We start from the raw sequence: 24,623 nt of genomic DNA on the forward strand, positions 1-24,623 counted from the left end.
CCCACTCTCTCGTCGACGTGGTCAGCGCGCACATGAACCGCCGCAGCGCGGCATCGAGCGAGGCTGAACTCGACGCGGCGCGGGTCGACGTGCGGTCTTCGCCGAGCCGGGGCGGAGGATGAGCTTGGTGATGCGGGCGAGCGTGACGAGAGTGAGACGACGGCCAAAAAACGAGACCGCCAACGTCGAAGCCGACGTGGCCGAGCCTCGCGGCGGGGCAACATCGCCACGGGGTCACCCGCCCTCGCTCCGCTGGTAGCGGGCGCTCTGATAGTGCCACTCACGACTGCCCGCGAGCCACGCCTCCAGACCCACCAGGTACATCCTGAGCTCGGGGGTGGCGAATGTGGCGAGGTCGCTCGCCTGTTGCTGGAATGCGGCGTAGAGGTCGTTGTGCAGGCGGACACCGAGGACGTGCGCCTCCTCGAACGAGCAGCCTTCCTCGTGCTCAATCGCCTCGCGTACGCCGAATTGATGGACGCCGGCGTCCTTCTCTTTCTCCGTCGAGACCAGGTCATTGACCAGAACCGAGATCAGGCCTGCCAGCTTCACCGCGCGGCGGACCTGGGGGTGAGAATAGAGGTTGTGGGGCAGCTCGTACCCGTCGATCACATCAATGAGGGTCATGCACGGCATGAAGCTGTTGATCTGACGACCGCCCAGGTACTCCCACACCGGGGCGATGTGCTTGTTCATGCGCCAACTGGCCTCCTGGCACATGACCAAGAACAGCCCCAGGTCTTCATGGCGGACCCGGGCCACCTGCTGGGGCGTGGCGTACCTTGCTGTCCGTTCGATGTACTGGCGCAACGCGATCAGGACGGGATCTGCCTGCATGGCCTGGTGCGTGGCCTGATCGTACTCGCTGGTGAGGTAGGGCTCATCCAGAGCAGACATGCACAGAGACAGGTTGCGCCCGACCTGGTCGAGCGAGGCGCCCGATCGGCTGTCGTCGACGTAATAGTCGTCCACGGCGAATAGCGCGACCATCGACTGCCCGACCAGGAACAGCCGATCCCGGTCGTCCGTATTGGGATGGGTGAGCATTGCATAACGACCGAAGTCACAGGCCTCGAGGTAGTCCAGGTGCCCGGCGTACAGGCCGATGTCCCGTGCCCAGGAAACCAGCATCGCGTTGATCTCCTTGCCCAGCGGCTCGTCGATGCGGAATGCAGGCTGTCCATGCAACTCAGAGTCCGTGCGAGTCTCTGCGTTCCACGAACCGGCCTGTCCCATGGCGTACAGCCTCGCGGCGTGTGTCCCCAGGCCCGACGGCCCGGCTAGCAGACGTGCAAGAACGCTTGAAGATGCGGTGCTCTTCTCTGTCTGAGCCATCGAGCGTCAATGATCGCATGAAACCGCGAAGTGCGAAAGTGACGCTGGAGCCGTCCATGCGCGGTCGGATGGCCCCTGAGCTTGCCGACGCAGATCGAGGCGCTGGTGCGGAGAGCCCGCAGCAGCGCACTTTCCCAAGCACTTGGTTGCATCGATCTTGCAGAGAAATTCCCAAAACGTGCTTCCACCGGCATCATTGATGCACTTGGAATAGGTCGTTTCGCACTTCTCCACGCAAGTCTTCGAGGGCGAAGTATCCGGTTTTGGAGGTTTCGCCGACACGACTGGGCTCAGCAAGAGCAACCCACCAATCGCTACGCCTACGGCAAGTGCCCATCGAACTCCCGGCGGGCTGAGGTGATGACTGTCCACTTCTACTGATAGCATTTAATCTCTCGATGTATGATAATAGCAGGCCTGTTGATGCGTGTCCCACGATCACGTGAATGTGCCACATGACCTGCTTGGTCCGGGACAACGACCGTGTACGCGATTCGAAGCGCGGCGGGCGTCCAAGATCTGCAATCGACGCATTGGACCAGCGCAAGCGCTGCGGCCAACGTAGGTCTCGCCATATCGGTGGATCTGCGCGCAGCGGCCTCACCGCTCGCGCAGACCAAGGTGCCGAGCCAGAACCGATTTCGCGCTCAGACCAGCTCGGCCACGGGCTCGCCGAACAGCCGCTCCAACGCCAAGAACAGCGAGTCGTCGGCGCTGACCTTGAAGTTGTCACCAAACGCGACCTTGGTCGCGTAGCGGCCCGGGACGGTGACCTCGAGCTCCATCGAGCAGCCGCCGCGGTGATCGGCGACGACGTGCTTGAGCGCCATGATCCGATCGTCGTCGAGCTGCTCGGCGCGCAGGCGCACGCGCACCCCCCGGGTCCGGGCTTCGCGAACGGTGGCGATCGGCTCGACCTTGGCGAGCAACAGCTTGTAGCGCGAGACCTCGCCGGTCTCGCTCTGATCAGCCTCGAGCTTGCCGGTCACGAACACCGGATCCTCGCCGTGCCCGTGCAGCCAGTCGCCCCAGCTGGGCGAGTCCTCGTCGGCCGGGTCCGTGCGCTCGGCCCAGGTCCGGGGGAACACGATCACCTCGACCCGACCAAACTGATCCTCGAGCTGAAAGAAGCCCATGGTCTTGCCGGCCTTGGTCGTGATCTCGCGCAGCTCCGAGACCACGCCGCCGAGCACCAGCTCATTGCCCTGCAGATCCGGGCGGAGCTGGCCGATCCGCACGCTCGCGTGGCGGTCGACGTCTTGCTGGTAGCGATCGAGCGGGTGCCCCGTCAGGTAGAAACCCAGGGCCTCGCGCTCGTTGAGCAGGCGCTGGCGGGGCGTCCACTCGGCGACCTTGGGGTAGGTCTCGTTGAACACCTGCTCGCTGGCGAACATGTCGAACAGCCCGGTCTGGCCGCTGTCGCGATCGCGCTGGCTGCTCTGGCCTTGCTCGACCGCCGAGTCGATCGCGCCGACCAAGCTCGCCCGGCCCTGCCCGTCGGCGATCGAGTCGAGCGCGCCCGCGTGGATCAGGCCCTCGATCGTGCGCTTGTTGACCCGCTTGAGATCGACGCGCCGACACAGCTCGAACACGCTCTCGAACGGACCCTCGCTGGCGCGGGCGCTCAAGATCGACTCGACGGCGTTGCCCCCGACGTTTCGGACCGCGCCCATGCCGAACCGGATCGCGAGGATCTGGCCCTCGGGCCGGGCGCGCTCGCGGGCCCGTCGCCGCGCGGCCTTTTTGGTCTTGGCGCGCTGCTCGGCGCCCGGCTCTGCGGCCTGCTCGTCGGCCGGCCGATCACGCACGACCACGTTGAAGTCCGAGGCCGACTCGTTGACGTCGGGCGGCAGCGCCGTGATCCCCATGGACCGGGCCTCGGCGATGAACTTGACCACGTTCTCGCTCTTGTCCTTGTCGCAGGTCATCAGCGCGCACATGAAGCACTCCGGGTAGTGGTGCTTGAGGTACGCGGTCTGGTAGGTGATCAGCCCGTAGGCGGCCGAGTGCGACTTGTTGAAGCCGTAGCCGGCGAACTTGTCGATCAAGTCGAAGATCTCGTTGGCCAGCTTGTCCGAGATGTCGTTGACCGACGCGCAGCCGTCGACGAACAGCTTGCGCTGCCGCTCCATCTCCGAGGCCTTCTTCTTGCCCATCGCGCGGCGCATCAAGTCGGCGCCGCCGAGCGAGAACCCGGCCAAGATCTGCGCGGCCAGCATGACCTGCTCCTGGTACACGAACACGCCGTAGGTCTCGCGCAGGACCCCGGCGAGCAGCGGGTGCGGGTACTCGATCTGCTTGCGGCCGTGCTTGCAGTCGATGAACTGATCGACCATGCCGCCCTCGAGCGGACCCGGCCGGTACAGCGCGACCGCGGCGATGATGTCCTCGAACTTGTCGGGCCGCAGCTTCTGCAGCAGCTTCTTGAAGCCCGAAGACTCCAGCTGGAACACGCCCGTGGTCTCGCCGCGCGAGATCATCTCGTAGACGGAGGCGTCGTCGAGCGGGATCTTGTCGATGTCGAAGTTGGTCAGGGCCTGGCCCGGCTCGGCTCCCGGCGCGGGCGTCTGGTCGACGCTGGTCGGATCCAGCCGCCACGCGGGCGGCAACCCGTTGATCTGATCGACCGCGTGCTTGATGACGGTCAGGGTCTTGAGGCCGAGGAAGTCGAACTTGACCAGGCCGGCCTGCTCGACGTCGGTCATCGTGTACTGCGTGACGATCTTGTCGTCGGCCTTGAAGCAGGGCACGTGCTCGGTCAGCGCCCGGTTGCCGATCACGATGCCGGCCGCGTGCATGCCCGCGTGGCGGTTGAGGCCCTCGAGCGAGCAGCCGATCTCGACGATCGAGCGGACCCCGGCGTCGACCTCACAGCGGTTGCGCAGCTTGGTCCCGGCCTCGGCGATCTGCAGCTTGCCCTCGAGCTTGGCGGCCTTGTCGGGGTCCGCCTTCATCTGCGCCTTGATCTGCTTGGGGTCCGCCATGCACAGCGACAGCGAGACCTTGGGGCCCTCGGGGATCATCTTGGCCAGCTCGTTGGCCTCGCCCGGCGACTTCTCCATCACCCGGCACACGTCGCGCAGCAGCCCGCGGGCCTTGAGGCTGTGGAAGGTCGCGATCTGCCCGACCCGCTCGGCGCCGTAGTGCTCGGTCACGTAGCGGATCACCTCTTCACGGCGATCCATGCAGAAGTCGATGTCGAAGTCCGGCATCGAGACGCGCTCGGGGTTCAAGAACCGCTCGAACAGCAGGTCATACTGCAGCGGATCCAGATCGGTGATCCGCATGCTGTAGGCGACCAGGCTGCCGGCTCCCGATCCGCGCCCGGGTCCGACCGGCACGCCGATCTGCTTGGCGTGGCGAATGAAGTCCCAGACGATCAAGAAGTAGCCCGGGAACTTCATGCCGATGATGATCCCGAGCTCGCGCTCGAGTCGCTCGCGGTACTCGTCCTCGTTGGGCTTGCGACCCAGCGCGCGCAGCTCGGCGAGGCGCTCGTCGAGGCCCTTGTACGCGACGCGGCGCAGGTACTCGACCTCGTCGGCGATCCCCTCGGGCAGGCGAAAGTCGGGCAGCTCCGGGCGCCCGAGCTCGAGCTCGACGTTGCACATCCGCGCGATCCGGGCGGTGTTCTCCATCGCCTCCGGGTACTGGTTGAAGTAGCCCCACATCTGCTCCGGGGTCTTGATGAAGAACTCGTCGCAGTCGTGCTTGAGCCGCTTCTCGTCGTTGATCGTGCGGCCCATGCCCATGCACATCAGGACCTCGTGGGCGTGGGCCTCGGTCTGATCGACGTAGTGGCAGTCGTTGGTCGCGGCGATCGGCACGCCCAGGTCCCGGCCGAGCTGGGCGAGCGCGGCGTTGACCTGCTCCTGGGCCGGCAGCCGGTTGGGCTGCAGCTCCAAGAAGTACTGGCCAGGCTCGAAGATGTCGGCGTACTCGCGCACGGTATCGCGGGCGCCGTCCATGTCGCCGGCCGTGACCAGCCGCGAGATGTGGCCGCCGAGGCAAGCCGACAGCCCGATCAGCCCTTCGCTGTGCTCACGCAGCACCGCACGGTCGATCCGCGGGTTGTAGTAGAAGCCCTCGAGGTGCCCGTAGCTGACCAGCCGCTGCAGGTTCTTGTAGCCGACCTCGTTCTTGGCCAGCAGCACGATGTGGTAGTTCTTGCGATCAGACTTGGCCTTGGCCTCGCCATCGGCGATGTAGGCCTCGCAGCCGAAGATCGGCTTGACGCCGTGGGCCTTGGCGGTCTGGTAGAACTGGATGGCCCCGAACATGTTGCCGTGGTCGGTCATCGCCACGGCCTTCATGCCGCGCGCCTGGACCTTGGCGCACAGATCGTTCATGCGGATCGCACCGTCGAGCAGCGAGTACTGCGTGTGCAGGTGCAGGTGCGCGAAGTCGTCGCGGCCCGACGCGTCGCCCGTGAGATCGGTGGACATGCGGCACCTTAACCCCTAACTTTGGACCCCCACAGACACCAGTGATTTTCGCCGACTGCAGCCGCTGGCGCGTCTGGTCGCTGCGCTCCTCGGGGCTGTTTGTGCGCGGGCGTATGTGTGGCCCCCTGAGAGGGGGCTCATCTTGCCGTGAGCGTGGGGGCGCTCGTCGCGGAGAGGCTCTGCTGGCGCGGGCTGTGAGGGGTCGCAGGTGTCACGTGCCCGTGTAGATCTCCGGCGTCCATGAGCGGCAGACGCCGTGGGCCGAGCTGAAAGCTCAGGGGCTGCAGGAGTCGGGCTGGTTGCCGGTCACGGTGACGGTGCCGCCGACGTTGGCCACGCCGTTGGCGAAGCCCTGCGCGCTGCAGGTCGGCAGATCGATGTTGCCGACGACGTCGAGGTTACCCGCGACGACGTCGAGCCCCTGCAGCCCGGGGATCGCCGCCAGGTTGAAGTTGTCGCGGATCTCGAGGTCGCCGCCGACCTGCGTGAGCGAGTTGATCCCCCCGATGTTGGACAGCGCCTCGTTCTGGACGACCTTGAACATGCCGGGCACCTGCGTGAGGCCCGAGAGCCCCGAGATGTTGGTCAGCAGGAAGTTGTCGCGGATGTTGACGGCCTGGGCCAGCTGAATGCTCGACAGCCCGTCGAGGTTGCTCAGCGCGTCGTTGTCGATGAACTGGACCCGCCCAAACACCTGCGTGAGCGCCGGAAAGCTGACCGAGGCCAGCGCCGGGTTCTCGCGGAAGTACAGGCGCCCGCCCAGCACCTGCAGCTGCGAGAACCCGCCGAACTCGCTCATCTGGCCGTTGTTGAACACCAGCAGATCGCCGCCGACCTGGGTCAGCTGCGGGGCGCTGACCTGATCGATCGACGAGTAGCCGACGCGCAGGTAGTCGGTCACCGACACCAGGCTGTCGAACTCGAGCACGGCGAGGTTGGGGTTGCCCCAGACCGACAGCCCGTCGTGGGCGACCTGCAGGTTCGCCAGCCCGCTGGCGTCGACCAGCGCGAGGTTCTGGTCGATGATCACGGAGCCGAACGCCTCGGTCAGCGACAGCAGCCCGTCGATGTTGGTCAGGCTGTTGTTGTTCTCGAGCCAGACCGTGCCGCCCAAGAACTCGAGATCCTGCAGCCCGTCGATGTTGGGCAGCGCGGTGTCCCAGATGTACAGCTGGTTGTTGATCCCGATCAGCCCGAACAGATCGTCGAGCGTCGAGAGGTTGGGCATGTCGGTGATCACCAGGTAGCCCTTGATCGTCTGCAGGCTGTCCAGGTTGAGGCTGAACACGTTGGGGTTGCTCTGCCACAGGACGTTGCCCGCCACGGCCTGGATGCCCGCGAGCCCCGAGGTGTTCGACAGCGAGGGGTTGTTGACGACGCCCAGATCGCCGCGCACGCCGATCATGTTGGCCAGGCCGTCGAGGTCGAGCAGCGACTCGTTGGAGTCGATCCGCAGCAGCCCGTTGGTGCCGGGCAGCCCCGCGAGCCCGTCGAGATCCTCCAGCTGCGGGTTGTGGTCGATGAACACGAAGGTGCCGACGTCGACCAGCAGATCGGTGCCGGCCGTGGTCCGCATCCCAAAATTCTCGGTCAGGTGCAGGTAGCCGCCGATCTGCCGCAGCGCGCTGAGCCCGAACATCGACTCGAGGTTGAAGGTCTGGCCAACGTAGAAATACCCGCCGATCCGCCGCAGGCGCTCGAGCCCGGCGAAGCTCAGCAAGTCGACGTCGTGGACATAGACGAAGCCGGTGATCTCCTCGAGGCAGCGCAGGCTCTCGAGGCCCTCTTCGGACACACCCAGCTCGCCCGTGATCTCGACGTCGCCGTCGATCAGGGTGACGCCGTCGAGCAGCTCGAGGATCTCGGGCGAGTTGATCGCCACGTTGCCGGTGTTGACGAGCTCGGGGCACTCGGGCTCACCGGTCTCGGTCTCGGTCTCGGTGGTGTCGGTCTCGGTCGCGGAGGTCTCGGTCCCGGTGCCGCCGTCGGTGCCCGTGTCGGTGAAGCCCTCGCGGCCGGGGAAGTCGTTGGGCCCGCAGCCTGCGAGCGCGAACCCAGCCGCGAGCCTAGCCGCGAGCAAGGTCACGTTTGATCCGAGCGCGCGCGTGAGCGGCTCTCGGATCCACTGTGCATCCGAATCTACTCCGCGGTGGCTCTCAATCATGCTGGGATCTTGCCAGACCTTGCTCACTCTGGACAAACGAAGGGCGAACTCCTAGCTTCCGCCCGCCATGCAACGAACTTTTGCCGCCATCAAACCCGACGCTTTTGCCGCAGGTCACCAGGGCAAGATCATCTCGGCCATTCAGGAGTCGGGCCTCAACGTGGTCGCCATGAAGACTTTGCACCTGTCCGAGCGCCAGGCGAAGGGCTTCTACCACGTCCACGCCGAGCGGCCGTTCTTCAACGACCTCGTCGCGTTCATGACCGAGGGGCCGATCGTCGCGCTGGTGCTCGAGGGCGACGGCGCGATCAAGCGCTGGCGTGACCTCATGGGGCCGACCAACGCGAAGGAGGCGCCGAAGGACACCCTGCGCGGGCAATTCGGGACCAACATCGAGCGCAACGCCACCCACGGGTCCGACGCCGACGACACCGCGGCGTACGAGATCGGCTACTTCTTCAGCGGCTTAGAACTCGCCTAGACCCCCACAGCCATCCTGCACTTTGCCATGCACCGGCTGCTTCGCAGCCGGTCGGTCGCTGGTGCTCCCTCGATGGGCTGGTTGTGCTGTTCGCAGCCGTGTGAGTGGCCCCCTAAAAGGGGGCTTTTACGTATCTTGCTGTTCAGGGTGCAGCCGCGTGCGGGGTCTGTCGTTCGCGGTCGGACTCGGCGCTCAGCCGCCCCGCATGGGGGGCAGCAGGCGGCGGAGCTGGCCGTCGAGCATGACGAGGCTGGCGACGGTGACGTCGCCCTCGAGGTACTCGCCGATCAGCTTTTGCACGTTGCCCAGGCCGTAGGCGTTGATCATGCCGTCGATGTCGTCGTCCTCGACCAGCAGCGTCATCTTGTGAGCGTGGAACTCGAGCTGACGGCCGAGTGAGAGCACGGCGGGGCCGTCCCAGGTCGAGGCCAGCTCCATCCGCGAGATCGCAGACTGCAGCTCGGACATCCGCATCGCGTCGGACACGGCCAGACGCAGGCGCAGGACCTGCTCGGGCGGCTTGTTCTGGGTCCGGCCGATCTCGATCGCGTCGAATACGATCAGCAAGAAGCGGGTGCGGGCGACGGCGAGCGCGAGCGCGGGGGGGATCCCCGCTTCGGTCAGCAGATCGACGTGACGCTCGAGCCGCGAGCGATGCCGCGAGCTCTTGGGCACGTAGTCGAGGATCGTCGCGAGCAGCGCCTGGGTCTTGGCCGAGTCGATCATCCCACCCTCGGCGATCGGGCCCAGGAGGTAGAAGGTCGCGTCCTCGAGCGCGAAGCCGAGCCGCTCCATGGCCCGGTACACGCCCTCTTGCCGGTGCTTGTCCTCGAGCGCGTGGAGCTCGGCGAGCAGCGCCTCGATGCCGCCGAGCTCGAGCGCCTGCAGGTACGCCACGGCCACGTCACGGCGGCTGCGACCGGTCGCGGTGGTCATCTCGGCGAAGAAGCTGCAGCCGGCGTTGTCGACGATATGGTTGACCGCCATCGTCGTGGCGATCTCGCGGAACAACAGGTGGTTGGCGAGGGCCTGCTCGCCGGCGAGCTCGCGGATCCGGCTGGGGAAGTACGCGCGCACCAGCGACAGCGCCATCTGCTCGGGCAGCGGCTCGTCGCTGAGCAGCTCGCGGTAGGCCATCATCTTGGCGTGGGAGCCGAGCACGGCCGCCTCGCACTTGAACAGCCCGTCGCCGCGGCGGTGGCGGTTGGCGAGCTCGTCGGCGTTGGGCATTGCGAACGCGTCGGGGTCGAACGGCACCGCGGTCTGCAGCAGCGTCAGGGTCCGGGCGTAGCGCCACAGATCGGGGCGTGAGCGGCGGACGTCGTAGCTGACCATGCGGCCCTGCGACCGGTTGTTGGCCAGGACCCGCTCGCAGACCTCCCCTTCGACCTCGACGAGCACGGCGTTGCGCTGCTCGCGAGTGATCGCCGCCGACGCCAGCAGCGGCGCAAACAGGATCTTGATGTTGACCTCGTGATCCGAGGTGTCGACGCCGCCCGAGTTGTCGAGGAACGCGGTGTAGACCGCCCCGCCGCGGCGCGAGAACTCGACCCGACCGCGATCGGTGATCGACAAGTTGGCGCCCTCGGCGAACACCCGACAGCCGAGCTCGCGGGCGTCGACCCGCACGCTGTCGTTGGTCTTGTCACCGACCTGCGCGTGGGTCTCGTCGTAGGCCTTCACGTAGGTGCCGATCCCGCCCATCCAGAACAGATCGACCTTCAGTCGCATCACCGCCCGGATCAGCTCGTCACCGCTGACGACCGCCTCGTCCTCGAGCCCGAGCATGACCCGAGCCCGGGCCGACAGCGGGACCTCTTTGGACTCGCGCGGGTACACGCCGCCGCCCTCGGACAGCACGTCGGTGTCGTAGTCGGCCCAGCTCGAGGTCGGCAGGTTGAACAGGCGCAGGCGCTCGTCGTACGACGCCGCCGGATCGGGATCGGGATCGATGAACACGTGCATGTGGTTGAAGGCCGCGCGCAGCTTGATGGTCTTGCTGCGCAGCAGCCCGTTGCCAAACACGTCGCCGCTCATGTCACCGACGCCGATCGCCGTGATCACGTCCTCTTCGGGCTCGACGCCGAGCTCCCGGAAGTTGCGCTTGGTCAGCTCCCAGGCCCCGCGCGCGGTGATCCCCGTCTTCTTGTGGTCGTAGCCGTTGGACCCGCCCGAGGCGAAGGCGTCGTCGAGCCAAAAGCCCTGCTCCATGCTGATCGCGTTGGCGGTGTCGGACAGGTGCGCGGTGCCCTTGTCGGCGGCCACGACCAGGTAAGGATCGGCGGCCTCGGCGTGGAGGATGCCGTCGGGGGTCACGACGTCGCCTTCGACGACGTTGTCCGTCAGGGACAGCAGCGCCCGAATGAACACCTGGTAGTAGCTGTCGCCGGCTTCGCGGAGCCGACGGCGGTCGGCCGGCGGATGCCGCAGCACGAACCCGCCCTTGGCCCCCATCGGCACGATCAGCACGTTCTTGACCATCTGCGTGGCCATCAGCCCGTGGATCTCGGTGCGGAAGTCGTCGGGACGATCGGAGAAGCGCAGGCCACCGCGGGCGACCCGTCCGCCGCGCAGGTGCACGCCCTCCATCTGCGGGTGATAGACCCAGATCTCACGAAACGGTCGCGGACGCGGGCCGTGGCTGACCGCCGCGCCGTCGATCTTGAAGGCCAGCGCCGCGCCCTCGGGGTTGACGAACGCGTTGGTCCGGACGGTCGCGCGGACGACCTCGGCGACGGCCTGCAGCACCCGATCGGCCGTGTAGTTGGACACCGCGCGCAGCTCGGTGTCGAGGGTCTTGGTGACCAGCTCGACGTCGAGGCCGGTCTCGCGGGGATCGAAGCGCGCCGCCAGCCACAGCACGAGCGCGGCCGACACTGTCGAGTGCTGGACCAGGACCTTGTGGATGAGATCGCTGTCCCAGACCACCCCCAGCTGGTGGAGATAGGCCACGTAGGCGCGCAGCACCGCGACATCGTCGATCCCGAGATCGGTCGAGACGACCAGGCGATTGAGACGATCACGACCAGCGCTGCCGCCATAGACGGCCCGCAGGCCCCGGGTAATCTCGCCGACCCGACTCAGCACCGGGCGCTGACGCTCGCGCCGGATGTTGAGCCGGAACGTGTGCATCTCGTACTGGATCGCGTGCGGCAGCTTGAGCTCGCGCGTGTACTGATCGATGACCTCGAACCCGAAGCTGTCGATCACCGGGAGCTGGGCGCTGAGCGTGAGTGGGTCACGCGAGAACACCCGCAGGTTGAGGCTGCCCGGGTGGTCGCCCGTGCGCGAGATGAACAGGTCGCAGTCGAGCGGCGCGCCGGCCCGGAGGTTCTCGATGCAGCGCAGATCCCCGACCAGGCGATCGTCGGCGGCGCGGCGCCGATGCTCCTCGTTGAACGCGTCGACATAGTCCGCGAACAGATCGTCGACGCGCTCCTCGAACTTCTCGAGGTCCGGCTCGTAGTCGCGGACGTAGTGCTGCAGCGCCTCGCGCAGCCGCTCGCCCCAGCCCTTGGCCATCGCGTGGACCTTGGCGCGGAGGCTGTCGGTCTCGATCGTGCGCAGCTGATCGGCCGCGGTCACGTAGAAGTGCACGATCGCGTTGTCGTAGCGATCGAGGTACACGCCGAAGTCCGAGTAGCTCGCCCCGAGCTCAGTCAACAGCAGGCGCTGCAGCTCGACGCGCAGCTCCTCTGAGAATTGCTCGCGCGGCAGCGAGATGAACACGAACGCGAACCGCCCGCCCTCGCCGACCTGGATGTGGACGTCGCTGCCGCCCTCTTCCTCGGCGCGCAGCACCCGATCGGTCAGCTCCCACACGTTGGTCCGCGACTCGGCCAGCAGGTACTCGAGCGGCAGCGAATTGAACGCGTTGGTGATGTTCTTGCCGCGGTGGCTGTCGACCGAGACCTCGCGATCACGCAAGAAGTCGCGCAGCGCCGCGCGCAGGTACGGAATTTCTTCGGGCGGCGTGTGCAGGGCCTTGTAGGTGAACAGCCCGTCGACGACCGTGACCCCGGTCGGCTCACCCGAGCGGTTGACCGCGGTGAACACGAAGTGGCCCGGCTTGCCAGCGCGGTGGACCGGGGACTCCTCGCGGCTGCGCTGGTACCGAACCAGGCGCGTGACCTCGCTGCCCGCCCGGCGCAGGAGCTCGGGATCACGCTCCGGCAACCCGGTCGCCGCGGTCCCGAGCGCGACCAGGTTCTCGCCCTCGCGGTTGTACTCCTCGACTGAGAAGATCACGTAATTGTCGTCGCACAGCCACCGCAGCAGGCCCTCGGCCTCGCGCAGATCGACGGACAGCTCGGCCGCGCTCATCGCCGCCGCGCTGGCGTACTCGTCGGCCAGCGAGCGGATGTGGGACTTCATGGCCGAGAAGTCGCCGACCATCGCCGAGGTCAGGCGCAGGCGCTGCTCGAGCCGGCCACGCAGCCGCTCGAGCGCCTCGCTGCTCACGTCGTAGCCCTCGGGGACCCGGGCCTCGACGCGAATGATCGACTCGCGGGTGCCGGTGTTGAAGTCCACGAGCGCGCCGTTGCGATCGCGGCGCAGCTTGGTCACGGCGTTGAGCGAGGCCCGGATCTCGAGCCGCTCGTGCGCGAGCAAGGCCCGCACGCCCGAGACCAGGAACGGCTGATCGTCGATGCAGCTCTCGAGCACGATCACGTCGCTGTCATGCAGGCGCACCGCCGTCTTGATCTCGCCGGTGCTGCGCTGCTCGAGCATCGCGAGCACGTGCTCGAGCTGCTCGATCAGCTCGACCGTGGTCGTGTCCCGCAGATCGCGAACATCGATCGACAAGATCACGGCCTGACACAGCCGCGACAGTTGGTTGATGTCTGTGCCCTCCAACGCCGGCCGATACGAGGCCAGCGCGTCACGGACTTCATGGATTCGACGGTTGCTCAGCTCGCGCGGAGACATCGGCGCAACAATCGTTCGCTCGCCCGTCGTTGGCAAGCAGGCTGACGCGGCGAGCGGGTCCATGCTCGGGGTCTGCTGACGCGCCCGCCGGTCACCCGAGCGACGCGCGAGCTGTGCCGATGCACACGCGAACGCACATTCACACGCAGGGCGCCGGTTGCTCGCACCCGCGCTCCGCGTTGTGACAGACTCCTGGCATGCCAGCCGGTCCCCACCCCTCGGTCGAGGCCTACGCCCAACGTCGCGCGCGCGTCGCGACCCAGCTGCAGCGTGAGTCGGGCGCGCTGGTGTTGTTTGGCGGCGCGCTGCAGACCCGGGCCAACGACACGGAATTTCGGTTTCGCCCCGACTCGGACTTTCACTACCTCACCGGCCTCGAGGAGCCCGGCGCGGTCATGGTCCTGCGCCCCGGGCCAGACGGCGGCGATCTACGGTTTTCCCTGTTCGTGCGTGCGCGCGATCGTGACGCGGAGATCTGGAGTGGGCGGCGGATTGGACCGATCGGTGCGGTCGAGCAGTTCGGGGCGAGTGAGGCGTTTGCGCTGGCCGAGCTCGACGAGCGGCTGCCCGCCCTGCTCGACGGGTGCGAGACCGTGTACCTGCCGATCGGGCGGTGGTCGAGCCTGGATGCCTCGCTGGCCAAAGCGGTCAGTTCGCTGCGCCGACGCAACCGCGACGGTCGAACCCCACCGCTGCGCTACGGCGAGGCCGCCGATCTGATCGGCGAGGATCGCCTCGTCAAGGACGCCGCCGGGCTCGCCAGCTTGCGGCAGGCGATCGACATCACCGTCGCCGGTCACACCGCGACCATGCGCCAGGCCAAGCCCGGCATGTGGGAGTACGAGATCGAGGCCCTGCTCGAGTACGAGTTCCGCCGCCGCGGCAGCACCGGGCCCGGCTACGGGAGCATCGTCGGCAGCGGCGACAACGCGACCGTGCTGCACTATGTCGACAACCGCGACCGGGTCCGCGACGGCGACGTGATCCTGATCGACGCGGGCGCGGAGTGGGACTACTTCAGCGGTGACATCACCCGCAGCTGGCCGGTCTCCGGCAAGTTCTCGGGCGAGCAGCGGGCGGTCTACGAGGTCGTGCTGGCGGCCAACCTCGCCGGGATCGAGCGCGCGGTCGTCGGGAGCAATATTGACGCGATCCACGAGGCGTGTCTGGACGTGCTGTGCGAGGGCATCGCGGAGCTCGGGTTGATCGAGTCGCTCACGGGCCCCGGCGCGGCCGCGCAGATCCGCGAGGAGGGGCTGTACAAGCGGTTCTACATGCACCGCACCAGCCACTGGCTGGGCGTCGACGTCCACGATGCGGGGCGCTACACGCTCGGCGGCAAGCCACGCGCGCTCGCGCCCAACCACGTGCTGACCGTGGAGCCCGCCCTGTACATCGCGGGCGATCAACGCGACGCGCCCGAGCGGTTTCGCGGGCTCGGCGTGCGGATCGAGGACGACGTGCTCGTGCGCGCCGAGGGGCCGGAGATCCTGAGCGCCGCGGCGCCCAAGCAGATCGATGATCTCGAAGCGATCATTGGGAGTGGGTGATCGGGGTCGCGGGTGACCGGCATCACAAATCCACTCACTCGACCCGGACGCGCGGCCGGATCGCGGCGAGCCGCTTGGCGCCGATACCTTTGACCGCCAGCAGATCGTCGACCTGATTGTAGGGTCGACCCGCGACGATCCGCTCGGCCAGCTTGGGGCCGATCCCCGCGAGGCTGGCCAGCTCGCTCGGACTGGCGAGGTTGATGTTCACGACCTGCTCGAGCGCGGCGAGCTGCTCGGACGGCATCCGGGCGACGAGCGAGGCCGCGCATCCCAGACCGAGCTGGCGCAAGCCGGGATAGGCGGCGCAGACACACGCGCCGAGCCCAACGGCGTCACCGGGGCCCAGCGCGCGAGACGGCGCCGCCGGACACTGATCCTCGAGGTCGCTCAGCAGATCGTCGTCACAGCGCAGCTGGCCCTCGATCAGCTGGGCCTGGGTACACGGCAGCGCCGCCCCCAGTCCGGGCGCGGGCGGACACAGGGCCCACAGCGACCCGAGCAGGGCCACCGCGGCGAGCAACGAAGGGATCCAGGCGACACCACGCACTCCCGCTTCATCGGCCGCCGGTCGGCACGTTTGCACGCTTTGGTGCTAAAAGACCAAAGATGCGCGAGGAGGATCCGCTCGTGTGCCACTGCCTCGCGGTCGCCGAGTCCGAGGTCCTGCACGCGATCCGCAGCGGCGCCGACACGCTCGAGGCGGTCGGTCTCTACTGTGAGGCCGGAACCGGATGCAAGAGCTGTCACGACCCGATCCGCGCGCTGCTCCGCGACCACGCGCGACGCGAGCTGGCCCGCAACCGCGCGCCCAAGTCCCTCCGCCAGCTGTCGCTGTTCGACGATCTGGTCGACGACAGCGGCGGCCGTCGCAAGTCGGCGCCGATCGGCAGTCACAAACGCTGAGATCGCCGCCGATGTTGGATCACCCGCAGCTCGCCACCAGTCTTCGTGCAGGCGTCACGGTTGGCCTGGCCCTGGTCATGATCTGCCCGGTGCCGAGCGCCCACGCGAGCAACAACGTGCACCCGCGCACGCCCGTGCTGTGGCCTGACGCCGACTGCATTCAGACAGTCGATCGCAGCGTCGATCCCAGCTTCGCGTTCAGCTACGAGATCCCCGGCGAAGACACGCAGCTGTCGTTCGACGAGCTCGAGGACAGCCGCCGCCACCAGTTCATCGGCTTTTGTCGGCAGTGGCCGGCCGGGCGCCCGCCGCCCCGCTACATCTCGCTGTACGATCTTCAGCGCTCGGTCGACGCCGAGCTCGAGCAGGCCGAGCTGCTCGACGACCCCGAGTCGACCCTCGAGACCAGCGAAGTGTGGAGCGGGTGCTGGACCAGGATCACCGCCGACGACGACCGCCGGCCGATCACCTACGCCGCGGCGGCGACGCCCGTGGTCTGGGACACCCTGGATCCCGTCGCCGTCGAGCCCGGCACCTGGCTGGTCGCCGGCTACACCTGGGAGCCGCCCTACAACCTGTGGCGTCGGGCCCCCTGGGTGGTGCGGGTGATCGACGAACCAGCGCCAGCCGAGCCCGTCCAGGCCGCCGTGAGCATCGGTGACACCGCGGACTATCTACACGGCGACGAGATCGTCGAGCTGCCGATCTGTGTCGACGCCACGGCCGGGTCCACGCTCTCGCTCGAGTGGGCGGCGAGCAAGCCCGAGCTGCTCGAGTGGGCGGCGATCGAGCAGCTCGACCTGGACATCGCCGGCCCCGCCGATCTGCTCGTCCCCTTCTCGCCGCCCGAGGCGAGCTTGGGCCTGACGATCGTGCTCCGGGCCGTCGTCGAGCAGCCGGCCGGCGACGCCTATGTTGGCCACGCGCTGGACACCGTGATCGTGTTCGGACCTGGTGCAGGCGACGGCGACGGCGACGACAGCGGCGATGGTGATGGCGATGGTGATGGCGAAGGAACCCCCGATGAGACAGAAACCACCGGCGGGTCCGAGACTGGGCCAGGCGGGGCTGACGGCGAGCCCGGTGCCGGTCATTGCTCCCTCGACCCCGCGCGTGGCAGCATCCTCGAGTATCTCGCCGTGTTTGGTGTGTGTGCCTTGCTCTCGAGGCGACGCCGCGAGCGACAGGTCAGGACTCATGAACGACAGCACGATCCACCATGTTCGCGGCGCTCTCCACCGTGCTCACCGTGCGATGGGCCTGGCCTTGCTAGCGACCACACTCGCGGCCTCGGGCTGCAAGGGCGACGACGACGATGACAGCGCCGACAACGAGATCAGCGCGGGCGACGGCGACGGTGACCTCGACGCGGGCACCGACACCGAGACCGGCACCGACACGGGCGACAATGATCTCGAGCTAGCCACGCTGACCCACCGATTCGGCACCCTGGAGCTGTCGCCCTACCAGGAGACCGAGCCCTGCGTGCAGTGGACCCTCGACAACGAGGCGCCGCTCTACGTCCAGGCCGTCACGCTCAGCAACCTCGGCTATTTTCACCACTCGAACTGGTTTGTGGTCCCCAACGAGCTGTACGCGGGCGAAGACGGCTACTTCAAGTGCAGCGACCGCGGCTTCAACGAGCTCGGGGCGGCCACGGCGGGGAGCGTGCTCTATGCCCAGTCGACCCAGTCGTTCGTCGAAGAGCAGCGAACCGGCGCGGGCGCGGTCATCAAGATCCCGCCCCATCACAAGGTCATCGCCGACATCCACATGCTCAACGTCGGCCCCGACACCGTGACCACCGACCTGTTCATGACCCTCGAGGTGATCCATCCCAAGGACGTCGAGGTCGTGCTCGCGGCGATCCGCGCCAGCTACATCGATCTCGACATCCCCGCCGGCGAGATCAGCAAGTTCACCGGGGTCTGCGACGACTTTGGCAAGCGCTACGCCGACGCGACCGGCAAACCGATCGACATGAAGCTGCACTACGTGTTGCCGCACTATCACTACCTCGGCAACCACTTCAACCTGAGCTTCATGGGCGGGCCGCTCCACGACCAAGACGTGTTCACCGTCGATGGGTTCGACGCCAGCGCGATCGGGGGCGTGTTCGATCCCCCCCTCGACCTCACCGACGTCGAGGGCATCCGCTACACCTGCGGCTACGACAACTGGCGCGACGTCAACGTGGGCTGGGGGATCGGCGATCAAGAGATGTGCGTGATGCTGGCCCTGGCCGAGACCAAGGTGATCATGGACATGTCCGTCACCGGCGGCACGGCGTCGGTCGGCGTCGATGAGAACGGCGTGATCGAGTACGAGGGTCCCTGCGGCGTGCTGGCGGTGCCCAAGAACCCCGCGCTGGGGCTGCCGACCGACGCCGAGCGCGACGGCCCGCTGCTGGTGCCCGACAGCGGCGACGAGGGCATCCCGCCGGTCCCCGAGTGCACCGATCACGACCCGGCCGTGGCGCCCGTGCTCGCGCCCACGCTCGAGAACGTGTTCGCGGCCGTGTTTCAGCCCTCGTGCATGTTCAACGCCTGCCACGGGGCGTCTGGCCAGGTCGCGGGGCTCAATTTGCAGGCGCCGGATCTGCTCGCCGAGCTGCTCGAGCATGAGGTGCTGGGCAACCCGGGCGCTGCGTTGGTCGAGCCGGGGGATCCCGAGAATTCGTGGCTGTATCAGGTGATGGCCAGCTGCGAGCCGATGGCCGACGGCGGGGAGGTCCTGGCCCACATGCCCCGCAACGCGCCCACGCTGCTCAATGATCAGACTGTCGCGCTGGTCCGCGAGTGGATCGCCGCGGGCGCCCTGCCCTGAGCTGCGCTCGTAGTACGCCGAATTCCGGGATCGCGGATACTGCGGGTACTCGCGGTAGGGGTCTTCCCTCCTGTCGGTCTCGCTTGGCATCCTGGACGCAGAGCCCCGTCTGGCAACGCGAACATTTCGCGCGGGCACCTCGCCCGGCATGATCTCCAGCACCCTGATCGACACGACGAGTATGGGCCCCACTTTGGCACCGTTGAGCAGCCTCGGACGATGGCCTCGGACGACCCACACGGTTCGACTGCTACCCCGACTCGCCGGCCCACAGCTGCGCGTCGCCGGTCCGCAGGCGCAGCTCGATCCGCAGGACCGGATGCCGAGCCAGGTGGGGATCCGCCTCGATGATCGCCAGCGCAGCCTCGCGCGCCGCGACCAGCATCTTCATCCCCTCCCCCGAGAAGCTCGCGAAGCGCAGACGCGGGATCCCAGACTGGCGGGTCCCAAACACCTCACCCGGCCCGCGTAGCTCCAGATCCCGCTCGGCCACCACGAACCCGTCGGTGCTGGCCTCGAGCACCTGCAGGCGCTCCCCCGCGTCCGAGCTGCGCTCGTTCACGGTGTGCAGCAGGCACTCCGAGTAGCCCGGCGAGCGACCGACCCGCCCGCGCAGCTGGTGCAGCTGCGCCAGCCCGAACCGCTCGGCGTGCTCGACCAAGATCGCCCGCGCGTCGGGGACATCGACGCCGACCTCGATCACCGTGGTCGCAACCAGCACCTGCACCTCGCCCGAGCGAAACCGCTGCATCACGGCGTCCTTCTCACGGCCGAGCATGCGCCCGTGCACGACCGCGAGCTCGTGCTTGGGCAGCAGCTTGCGAAACGCCGCCGCGGTGGCCTCGACGTCCGACGCGGCGATCGCCTCGCTGGCCTCGACCAAGGGCACGACCACGTAGGCCTTGTCGCCTGCGCGGACCCGATCGACCAGGGCCGCCCGCGCGCGACCGAGCGAGCGCGCGCCCGCGAACACCCGGGTGTGCGGCGCGACCCGACCCGGTGGGAGCTCGTCGATCACCGACACGTCGAGCTCGCCAAACGCGGTCAGGGCCAGGCTGCGGGGGATCGGCGTGGCGGTCATGACCATCAGGTGCGGGGCCTCGCCCTTGCCTCGCAGGGCGCCACGCTGCTCGACCCCGAACCGGTGCTGCTCGTCGACGACCACCAGCGCGAGCCGACTGAAGTCGACGCCGTCGACCAGCAGCGCGTGGGTACCGATCAACAGGTCGATCTCACCCGCGGCGAGCAACGCCAACAAGCTGGTCCGCTGCGCGCGTGGGGTCGACCCAGTGAGCAGCCCCACGCGGACCCCAGCCAGCTCGCACCACGGCGCGAGGCTGCTGCGATGCTGCTCCGCGAGGATCTCGGTTGGGGCCATCAACGCGGCCTGCGATCCGGCGTCGATCACCGCCAGCGCGGCCGCGAACGCGACAGCGGTCTTGCCCGATCCAACGTCGCCCTGCAGCAGCCGCAGCATCGGCTTGGGCCGGCCGAGGTCGCGCTCGATCTCGCCGATGACCCGCCACTGGGCCGCGGTCGGCTCGAACGGCAGGCACGCGCGCAGTCGCTCACGATCGAAGCTGCCCGCAGCCAGTGGCGGCAGCGCGCACGGGGTCGATCGGTAGACCCCGCGCTGGCGCACCAGCCCGAGCTGCAAGAAGAAGAACTCCTCGAACGCCAGCCGCCGATGCGCGGGGCTGTCGCGGCGCATCAGCGCCTGCAGGGCCGGCTCGGGCAGATCCTCGGGAGGATCGTGGAGCATGCTCAGCGCGTCGATCTGGGTCGGCAGGGCGTGCGCGCGGACCAGCTCGAGCGGCAGCGGCTCGGCCAGCTCCGCCGCTCGGAGCCGCTCGATCGCCGCCCGACACAGCTTCTGCAAGGTTCGCTGGCCGATCCCCTCGACCACCGGATAGCGCAGCGCGATCCCGAGGCCGAGCTCCGGATCGAGGACCTCCGGGTGGACCATGCTCAGCTTCCCGCGGTAGCGCTTGACCACGCCCGCCAACATCACCGGCGCGCCCGTGGTGACCCGCGGACCCAGGCCGCCGACCGGGTGAAACCACTTGGCCTCGAGCCCCAGCCGCGCGCCATTTGCTTGGATCTGCTCGACCCGAAGCGTGGCCGAGTAGCGGCCCCCAAACCACCCTTGCCCGAACCTGCGGATCACCCCGTCCACGACCACCGACGCGCCCTCCTCGACGTCCGCGAGCGAGCTCGTGTGTCGGCGATCTTCGTAGCCGAGCGGCAGCAGGTAGGCGAGGTCTTCGATCGTCGCGAGCCCGCGGGCGCTCAGCTTGTCCCGGGTTCGCCCGCCGACGCCCGAGAGCACGTCGACGCTGGCGAACCGGACCTCGGCCGCCGCCCGCAACGCGGCGAGCTCGGGCGCATCGGCGGGGAGCGTCGAGACGGCCGCGGCCTCGTTTGCCGCGCCAGGCTTCGGCCGTGCGGTCGCAGTCGACGTCGGCTCCTGTGCTTCGCTCGCGCTCTGCTTGGTTCCGCGAGTCTTGGTCGCGCCCTGCTTGGTCGCGCCCTGCTTGGTCGCGCCCTTCTTGGTCGCGCTCTGCTTGGTCGCGCCCTTCTTGGTCGCGCCCTGCTTGGTCGCGCCCTTCTTGGTCGCGCTCTGCTTGGTCCGCTTGGGCGTGCGCCGATCCTCGACCGCCGACACGTCGGGAGCCACGGCGGCATCGACCTCGCTCACGGCGGGCGTCCCGTCCCTGCCGACCGGCGCTGCCATCGAGTCGTTCGCAGCCGCGCTCGACTTCCCGAGCCGCCGTCCCAGATCCTGCTTGCGCCGACGCGTTCGAGGCTGCGCGGCCTCCGACGCATCCGATCGCACGGCGGTCAGCGTCATGCACAGCCGCAGCCCGTGCGCGACGACGCGGCTGCGATCCTGGCGTCCCCGCTCATCAAAGCGATCGAGCCCCCCGCGAAAATGTCGGAGCTCCCGCTCCTGCGAACCAACCCCGACCGCCAGCAGCTGGTCGGTCGGCTCGCGCAGCCGAGACCCCAGTCCGTCGGCGAGGATCCCCGCGAACTGATCAGCCGCGGCCTCACGCAGCGCGAGTCGCAGTCGCTCGAGGGGATCGCTGGCCATGGGACGGTTGGGTGGCGAACCCAGAGATGGTCGACCTCCGAGCCGAGCTCAGTACGGCGCCTGGAACGAGAACCGCAGCTCGTGATCGCAGAGGTAGTACACGTTGCCCTCTTCGACGTGGTGGTCGTCGACCCGCTCGCCGGCGAACTCGATCCCGTTCGTGCTGCCGAGATCCTTGATGTAGTACTCGCCGCCGCGCCGCACCACCGCGCAGTGCCGTCGCGAAATGTTGGCGTCCTTGATCGGCAGATCCGAGAACTTGCTGCCGCGGCCGATCACGAACTGCTCTTGGTCAACCGTGTACCAATTGCCCTCGAAGAACAGATACAGCGGCCGGTCCTCGCCCGGTTGCGAAGCTGCAGAGGGCGGCGGCGTGCCGGGAGGCGACGGACGCCCACCCGGCGGTGGGAGCCGACTGGGGCCGCTGCCGGGGGTGCCTGCGTTGCTCGGCGGTCCACTCGGCCTGGCGGGGCTCCCGGGCCGAGGCAGGGTCGGCCGGCCCGCCGACGCGCTGCGCGGGCGGGGTGGAGCTCCCCGACCACCGGGTGGCTCCGGCGGACCTGGCGGCGGCGCCGGGGCGGGCGTGTTCGCTTCGCTCGCCGCGGTCGGCGATTTCTTGCGCGTGAACAACTGGATCAACGCGGCCTGGACGATTTCGTCGGTGGATACGCCGCGACGCTTGGCGAGCGCCTCGACCCGCTTCCAGATGTCGTCTCGGCACTCGAACTGGTGAGCCGTCTTGTTCATGCCGTTTCCTGAGCTGCCTCGCGCAGCTCTCATCGCCGGTTCTGCGCCGTGCGACAAGGCAGATCCTAGGTCGAGGGCCGGCGGAGGGTCAACTGAGCGGCCGCTCACCGATCCTCGACCGTCGCCGACTAGACGGGTGATCGGTACGATCGGCCCGAAAGCCAGCTCACGCAGGCGCGATCCGGCGGTCGTTGGATCACCGAGTGAACGCGTCGGGCGCTGCGCTCGCGGCTGGGCCACGCACATCGCGTATCGCGCCAATCGGCGCCACCGCGCAGCGGAGGTATGCTGCGGGCCGATGCTCCGCCGCTCGCACGGCCTCCCGAGCGAGATCGGCCGCCCTCCGCCGCTCCGCGCCGGTCGTTCGCGACGCCGACGGCGAGCCATGATCGCGGGCCTCACGTGTGGCCTCGCGCTCGTCGGTGTCAGCAACCAGGCCCACGCGGCGCCCGGGGTCGCCAACCGACTCGCGGGCCCCAACGCGCAGGGACCCGCGTCCGCCTCGGTCACCGGCATCTATCACAACCCCGCGATGCTCGGTCAGCTCCCGGGTCTGAGCTTCGAGACCACGCTGCGCGGCGGCGTCGATCACCTCTCGGTTCGGCGGTTCGGGATCAGCACCGACGGCCAGCCGATCGACGCGCTCGGCGGTCCGATCAACCTCGTGAACCCGGCCTTCGACTACTTCGTCGGGGCCAGCTTCTTGCTCGATCCGATCGCGATTGGGGTCGCCGTCCACACGCTCGGATCGCGGTTTCGGATCGACAGCGATCCCAGCCTCAACTACCACCTGGTGTCCGACACGGACATCGGCTGCGGGGTCGACGGATCGCGGATCTGCCCGCAGCTGCGCAAGGGTGGGATGCTCGAGATGCGCACGGACTTCGACGTCGCGCTGGCGTGGAACGCCCTCGACTTCATGAGCATCGGCGCGACCGTCCACCTCCCGCGCCAGCGCACCTACTTCGCGCGCGACGTCGACTCGGTGTTGACCGGCGCCAACGCGGACACCGGCTGTGATCCGCAGTCTGCGTCGGTCGAGAACCAGAACTGCGCCGAGCGGCTGAGCTTCCGCGGAAGCACCCGGCTGCGCTGGTTTGGGCTCAACGAGCGGCCGTCGACCCGACTCGATCTCGCCGTCACCTTCGGGATCGCGTTCGACATTCGCGATCGTGTGGTGATCGGCCTGCGCTATCGCACCCAGCCGCTGCTGGCCGGCGGCACGATCACGCTCAACGGATCGAGCGCCGTGTGCCTGCCCAACCCGACCAACGCCGACAGCGGGCTCCCGGCCTGCGAGGGCGCGACCCCGATCGACGCGACCTTGTCCGAGCAGATCCCGCAAGAGCTGGCGGTCGGCGCCGCGGGGGAGATCGGCAACTGGGCGCTGGATGCCAACCTGTACTGGATCGATCGCTGCCCCGGCGGGACCTTGCGCGGCTGCGATGGGCGAGACAGCCGCTCGCTCGAGCTGGTCGGTCTCGATCAAGACGCGTCGACGCTGCCCGAGACGACGATCTACCGCGGCTTCAAGGATCTGTTCGGCGCCGAGCTGTGGGCCCGCTACCGGCTCGACGATCTGATCGGCGCCAACCTCCCGTACTACAAGGTCCTGTGCAGCGGCAGTGAAGGCGTCGACCCTGCGACCGGCAAGCGCCTGCGCTGTGTCCCACGCGCCGACCTGCTGCTCGGGGCTGGGTTCAACTCGCCCGGCGTTCGACCCGGGGCGCTGACCGTGGCCAACAGCGACGGCTGGACCTTGCAAGCGACGATCGGCACCAGCTTCAACCTGCCCGGCCGAAACGGCACGTGGTCGCTGGTCCCCGCCTACGGCCTCGACTTTTTGGTCCCGACCCGCGTGGGTCCCGGCGGTCACGACCCGGCCTTCACGCCCGCGGCCGCGATCGAGTTCGAGCGCAGCGGCGCCGACCTCAATTCGCCGTCGGCCGGTCCGGTCCTGGCGGGTCGCGGGGTCCCGACCAACGCCGGGGTCTACACCGGAGCCGTACACACCGTGATGTTCGGGGTGCGCTGGTCCGAGCGAGGCTTCGGCGCCCGCGAGCTGCCCAAGAACCGCAAGTGAGCGCGAACGCTCAACCGCCGCGGCCGCGGCTGGCCCCGCCACGATCCACTCCGTACACTGTCG

Annotated in this window: 13 protein-coding genes; 6 read left to right on the top strand and 7 right to left on the bottom strand. The window is 68.2% G+C overall.

Annotation, left to right across the window (positions count from 1 at the left end; translation table 11 throughout):
* Positions 1 to 234 precede the first annotated feature (234 nt).
* The 3 genes from ENSA7_RS32310 to ENSA7_RS32320 all read right to left on the bottom strand — a co-directional run bounded on the left by ENSA7_RS32310 (position 235) and on the right by ENSA7_RS32320 (position 7,944).
* A complete protein-coding gene (locus ENSA7_RS32310; protein ID WP_146158386.1) occupies positions 235 to 1,236 on the bottom strand; it encodes a terpene synthase family protein in 1,002 nt (333 codons plus the stop codon).
* 746 nt (positions 1,237 to 1,982) lie between these two features.
* Positions 1,983 to 5,780, bottom strand: a complete 3,798-nt coding sequence (gene dnaE / locus ENSA7_RS32315; protein WP_106093266.1) for a DNA polymerase III subunit alpha — start codon at positions 5,778 to 5,780, stop codon at positions 1,983 to 1,985.
* A gap of 274 nt (positions 5,781 to 6,054) precedes the next feature.
* Positions 6,055 to 7,944, bottom strand: coding sequence for a receptor L domain-containing protein (locus ENSA7_RS32320; RefSeq protein WP_146158387.1), 1,890 nt, complete (start codon positions 7,942 to 7,944; stop codon positions 6,055 to 6,057).
* 67 nt (positions 7,945 to 8,011) lie between these two features.
* Here ENSA7_RS32320 and ndk point away from each other — a divergent pair, with 67 nt between their 5' ends.
* Positions 8,012 to 8,425, top strand: a complete 414-nt coding sequence (ndk, locus tag ENSA7_RS32325; RefSeq protein WP_106093268.1) for a nucleoside-diphosphate kinase — start codon at positions 8,012 to 8,014, stop codon at positions 8,423 to 8,425.
* 192 nt (positions 8,426 to 8,617) lie between these two features.
* Here the strand turns inward: ndk and ENSA7_RS32330 are convergent, their stop codons facing one another.
* Positions 8,618 to 13,354: an NAD-glutamate dehydrogenase domain-containing protein gene (locus ENSA7_RS32330; RefSeq protein WP_181234318.1), complete on the bottom strand. Its 4,737-nt coding sequence runs from the start codon at positions 13,352 to 13,354 to the stop codon at positions 8,618 to 8,620.
* A 197-nt stretch (positions 13,355 to 13,551) separates the two neighbouring features.
* On the opposite strand from ENSA7_RS32330, the gene ENSA7_RS32335 reads away from it, so the two are divergent.
* Positions 13,552 to 14,904, top strand: a complete 1,353-nt coding sequence (locus ENSA7_RS32335; RefSeq protein WP_106093270.1) for an aminopeptidase P N-terminal domain-containing protein — start codon at positions 13,552 to 13,554, stop codon at positions 14,902 to 14,904.
* Positions 14,905 to 14,938: 34 nt separating this feature from the next.
* Here ENSA7_RS32335 and ENSA7_RS45130 read toward each other — a convergent pair whose 3' ends face one another.
* Entirely contained in the window at positions 14,939 to 15,454 is a 516-nt protein-coding gene (locus tag ENSA7_RS45130) for a ComEA family DNA-binding protein (RefSeq protein WP_219908097.1), read from the bottom strand.
* 59 nt (positions 15,455 to 15,513) lie between these two features.
* Here ENSA7_RS45130 and ENSA7_RS32345 point away from each other — a divergent pair, with 59 nt between their 5' ends.
* Genes ENSA7_RS32345 through ENSA7_RS32355 form a run of 3 tightly spaced genes read left to right on the top strand, consistent with a single transcriptional unit; the run spans position 15,514 to position 18,636 of the window.
* Complete coding sequence (locus ENSA7_RS32345; RefSeq protein ID WP_106093271.1) at positions 15,514 to 15,810, top strand: (2Fe-2S)-binding protein; 297 nt, start codon at positions 15,514 to 15,516, stop codon at positions 15,808 to 15,810.
* An 11-nt stretch (positions 15,811 to 15,821) separates the two neighbouring features.
* Entirely contained in the window at positions 15,822 to 17,129 is a 1,308-nt protein-coding gene (locus tag ENSA7_RS32350) for a hypothetical protein (RefSeq protein WP_106093272.1), read from the top strand.
* On the top strand, positions 17,077 to 18,636 hold the full coding sequence (locus ENSA7_RS32355; protein WP_146158388.1) for a hypothetical protein: 1,560 nt from the start codon (positions 17,077 to 17,079) through the stop codon (positions 18,634 to 18,636). The genes ENSA7_RS32350 and ENSA7_RS32355 overlap by 53 nt, the downstream gene beginning before the upstream one ends.
* 250 nt (positions 18,637 to 18,886) lie before the next feature.
* On the opposite strand, the gene recG is transcribed toward ENSA7_RS32355, so the two are convergent.
* Complete coding sequence (gene recG, locus ENSA7_RS32360) at positions 18,887 to 21,730, bottom strand: ATP-dependent DNA helicase RecG (RefSeq protein WP_106093274.1); 2,844 nt, start codon at positions 21,728 to 21,730, stop codon at positions 18,887 to 18,889.
* Between the two features lie 48 nt (positions 21,731 to 21,778).
* Complete coding sequence (locus ENSA7_RS32365; protein ID WP_106093275.1) at positions 21,779 to 22,477, bottom strand: FHA domain-containing protein; 699 nt, start codon at positions 22,475 to 22,477, stop codon at positions 21,779 to 21,781.
* Between the two features lie 385 nt (positions 22,478 to 22,862).
* Between ENSA7_RS32365 and ENSA7_RS32370 the strand changes: the two genes are divergently transcribed.
* Entirely contained in the window at positions 22,863 to 24,560 is a 1,698-nt protein-coding gene (locus ENSA7_RS32370; protein WP_106093276.1) for a hypothetical protein, read from the top strand.
* Positions 24,561 to 24,623 lie beyond the last annotated feature (63 nt).

It is taken from the genome of Enhygromyxa salina, assembly GCF_002994635.1.
GTDB lineage: Bacteria > Myxococcota_A > Polyangia > Nannocystales > Nannocystaceae > Plesiocystis > Plesiocystis salina_B.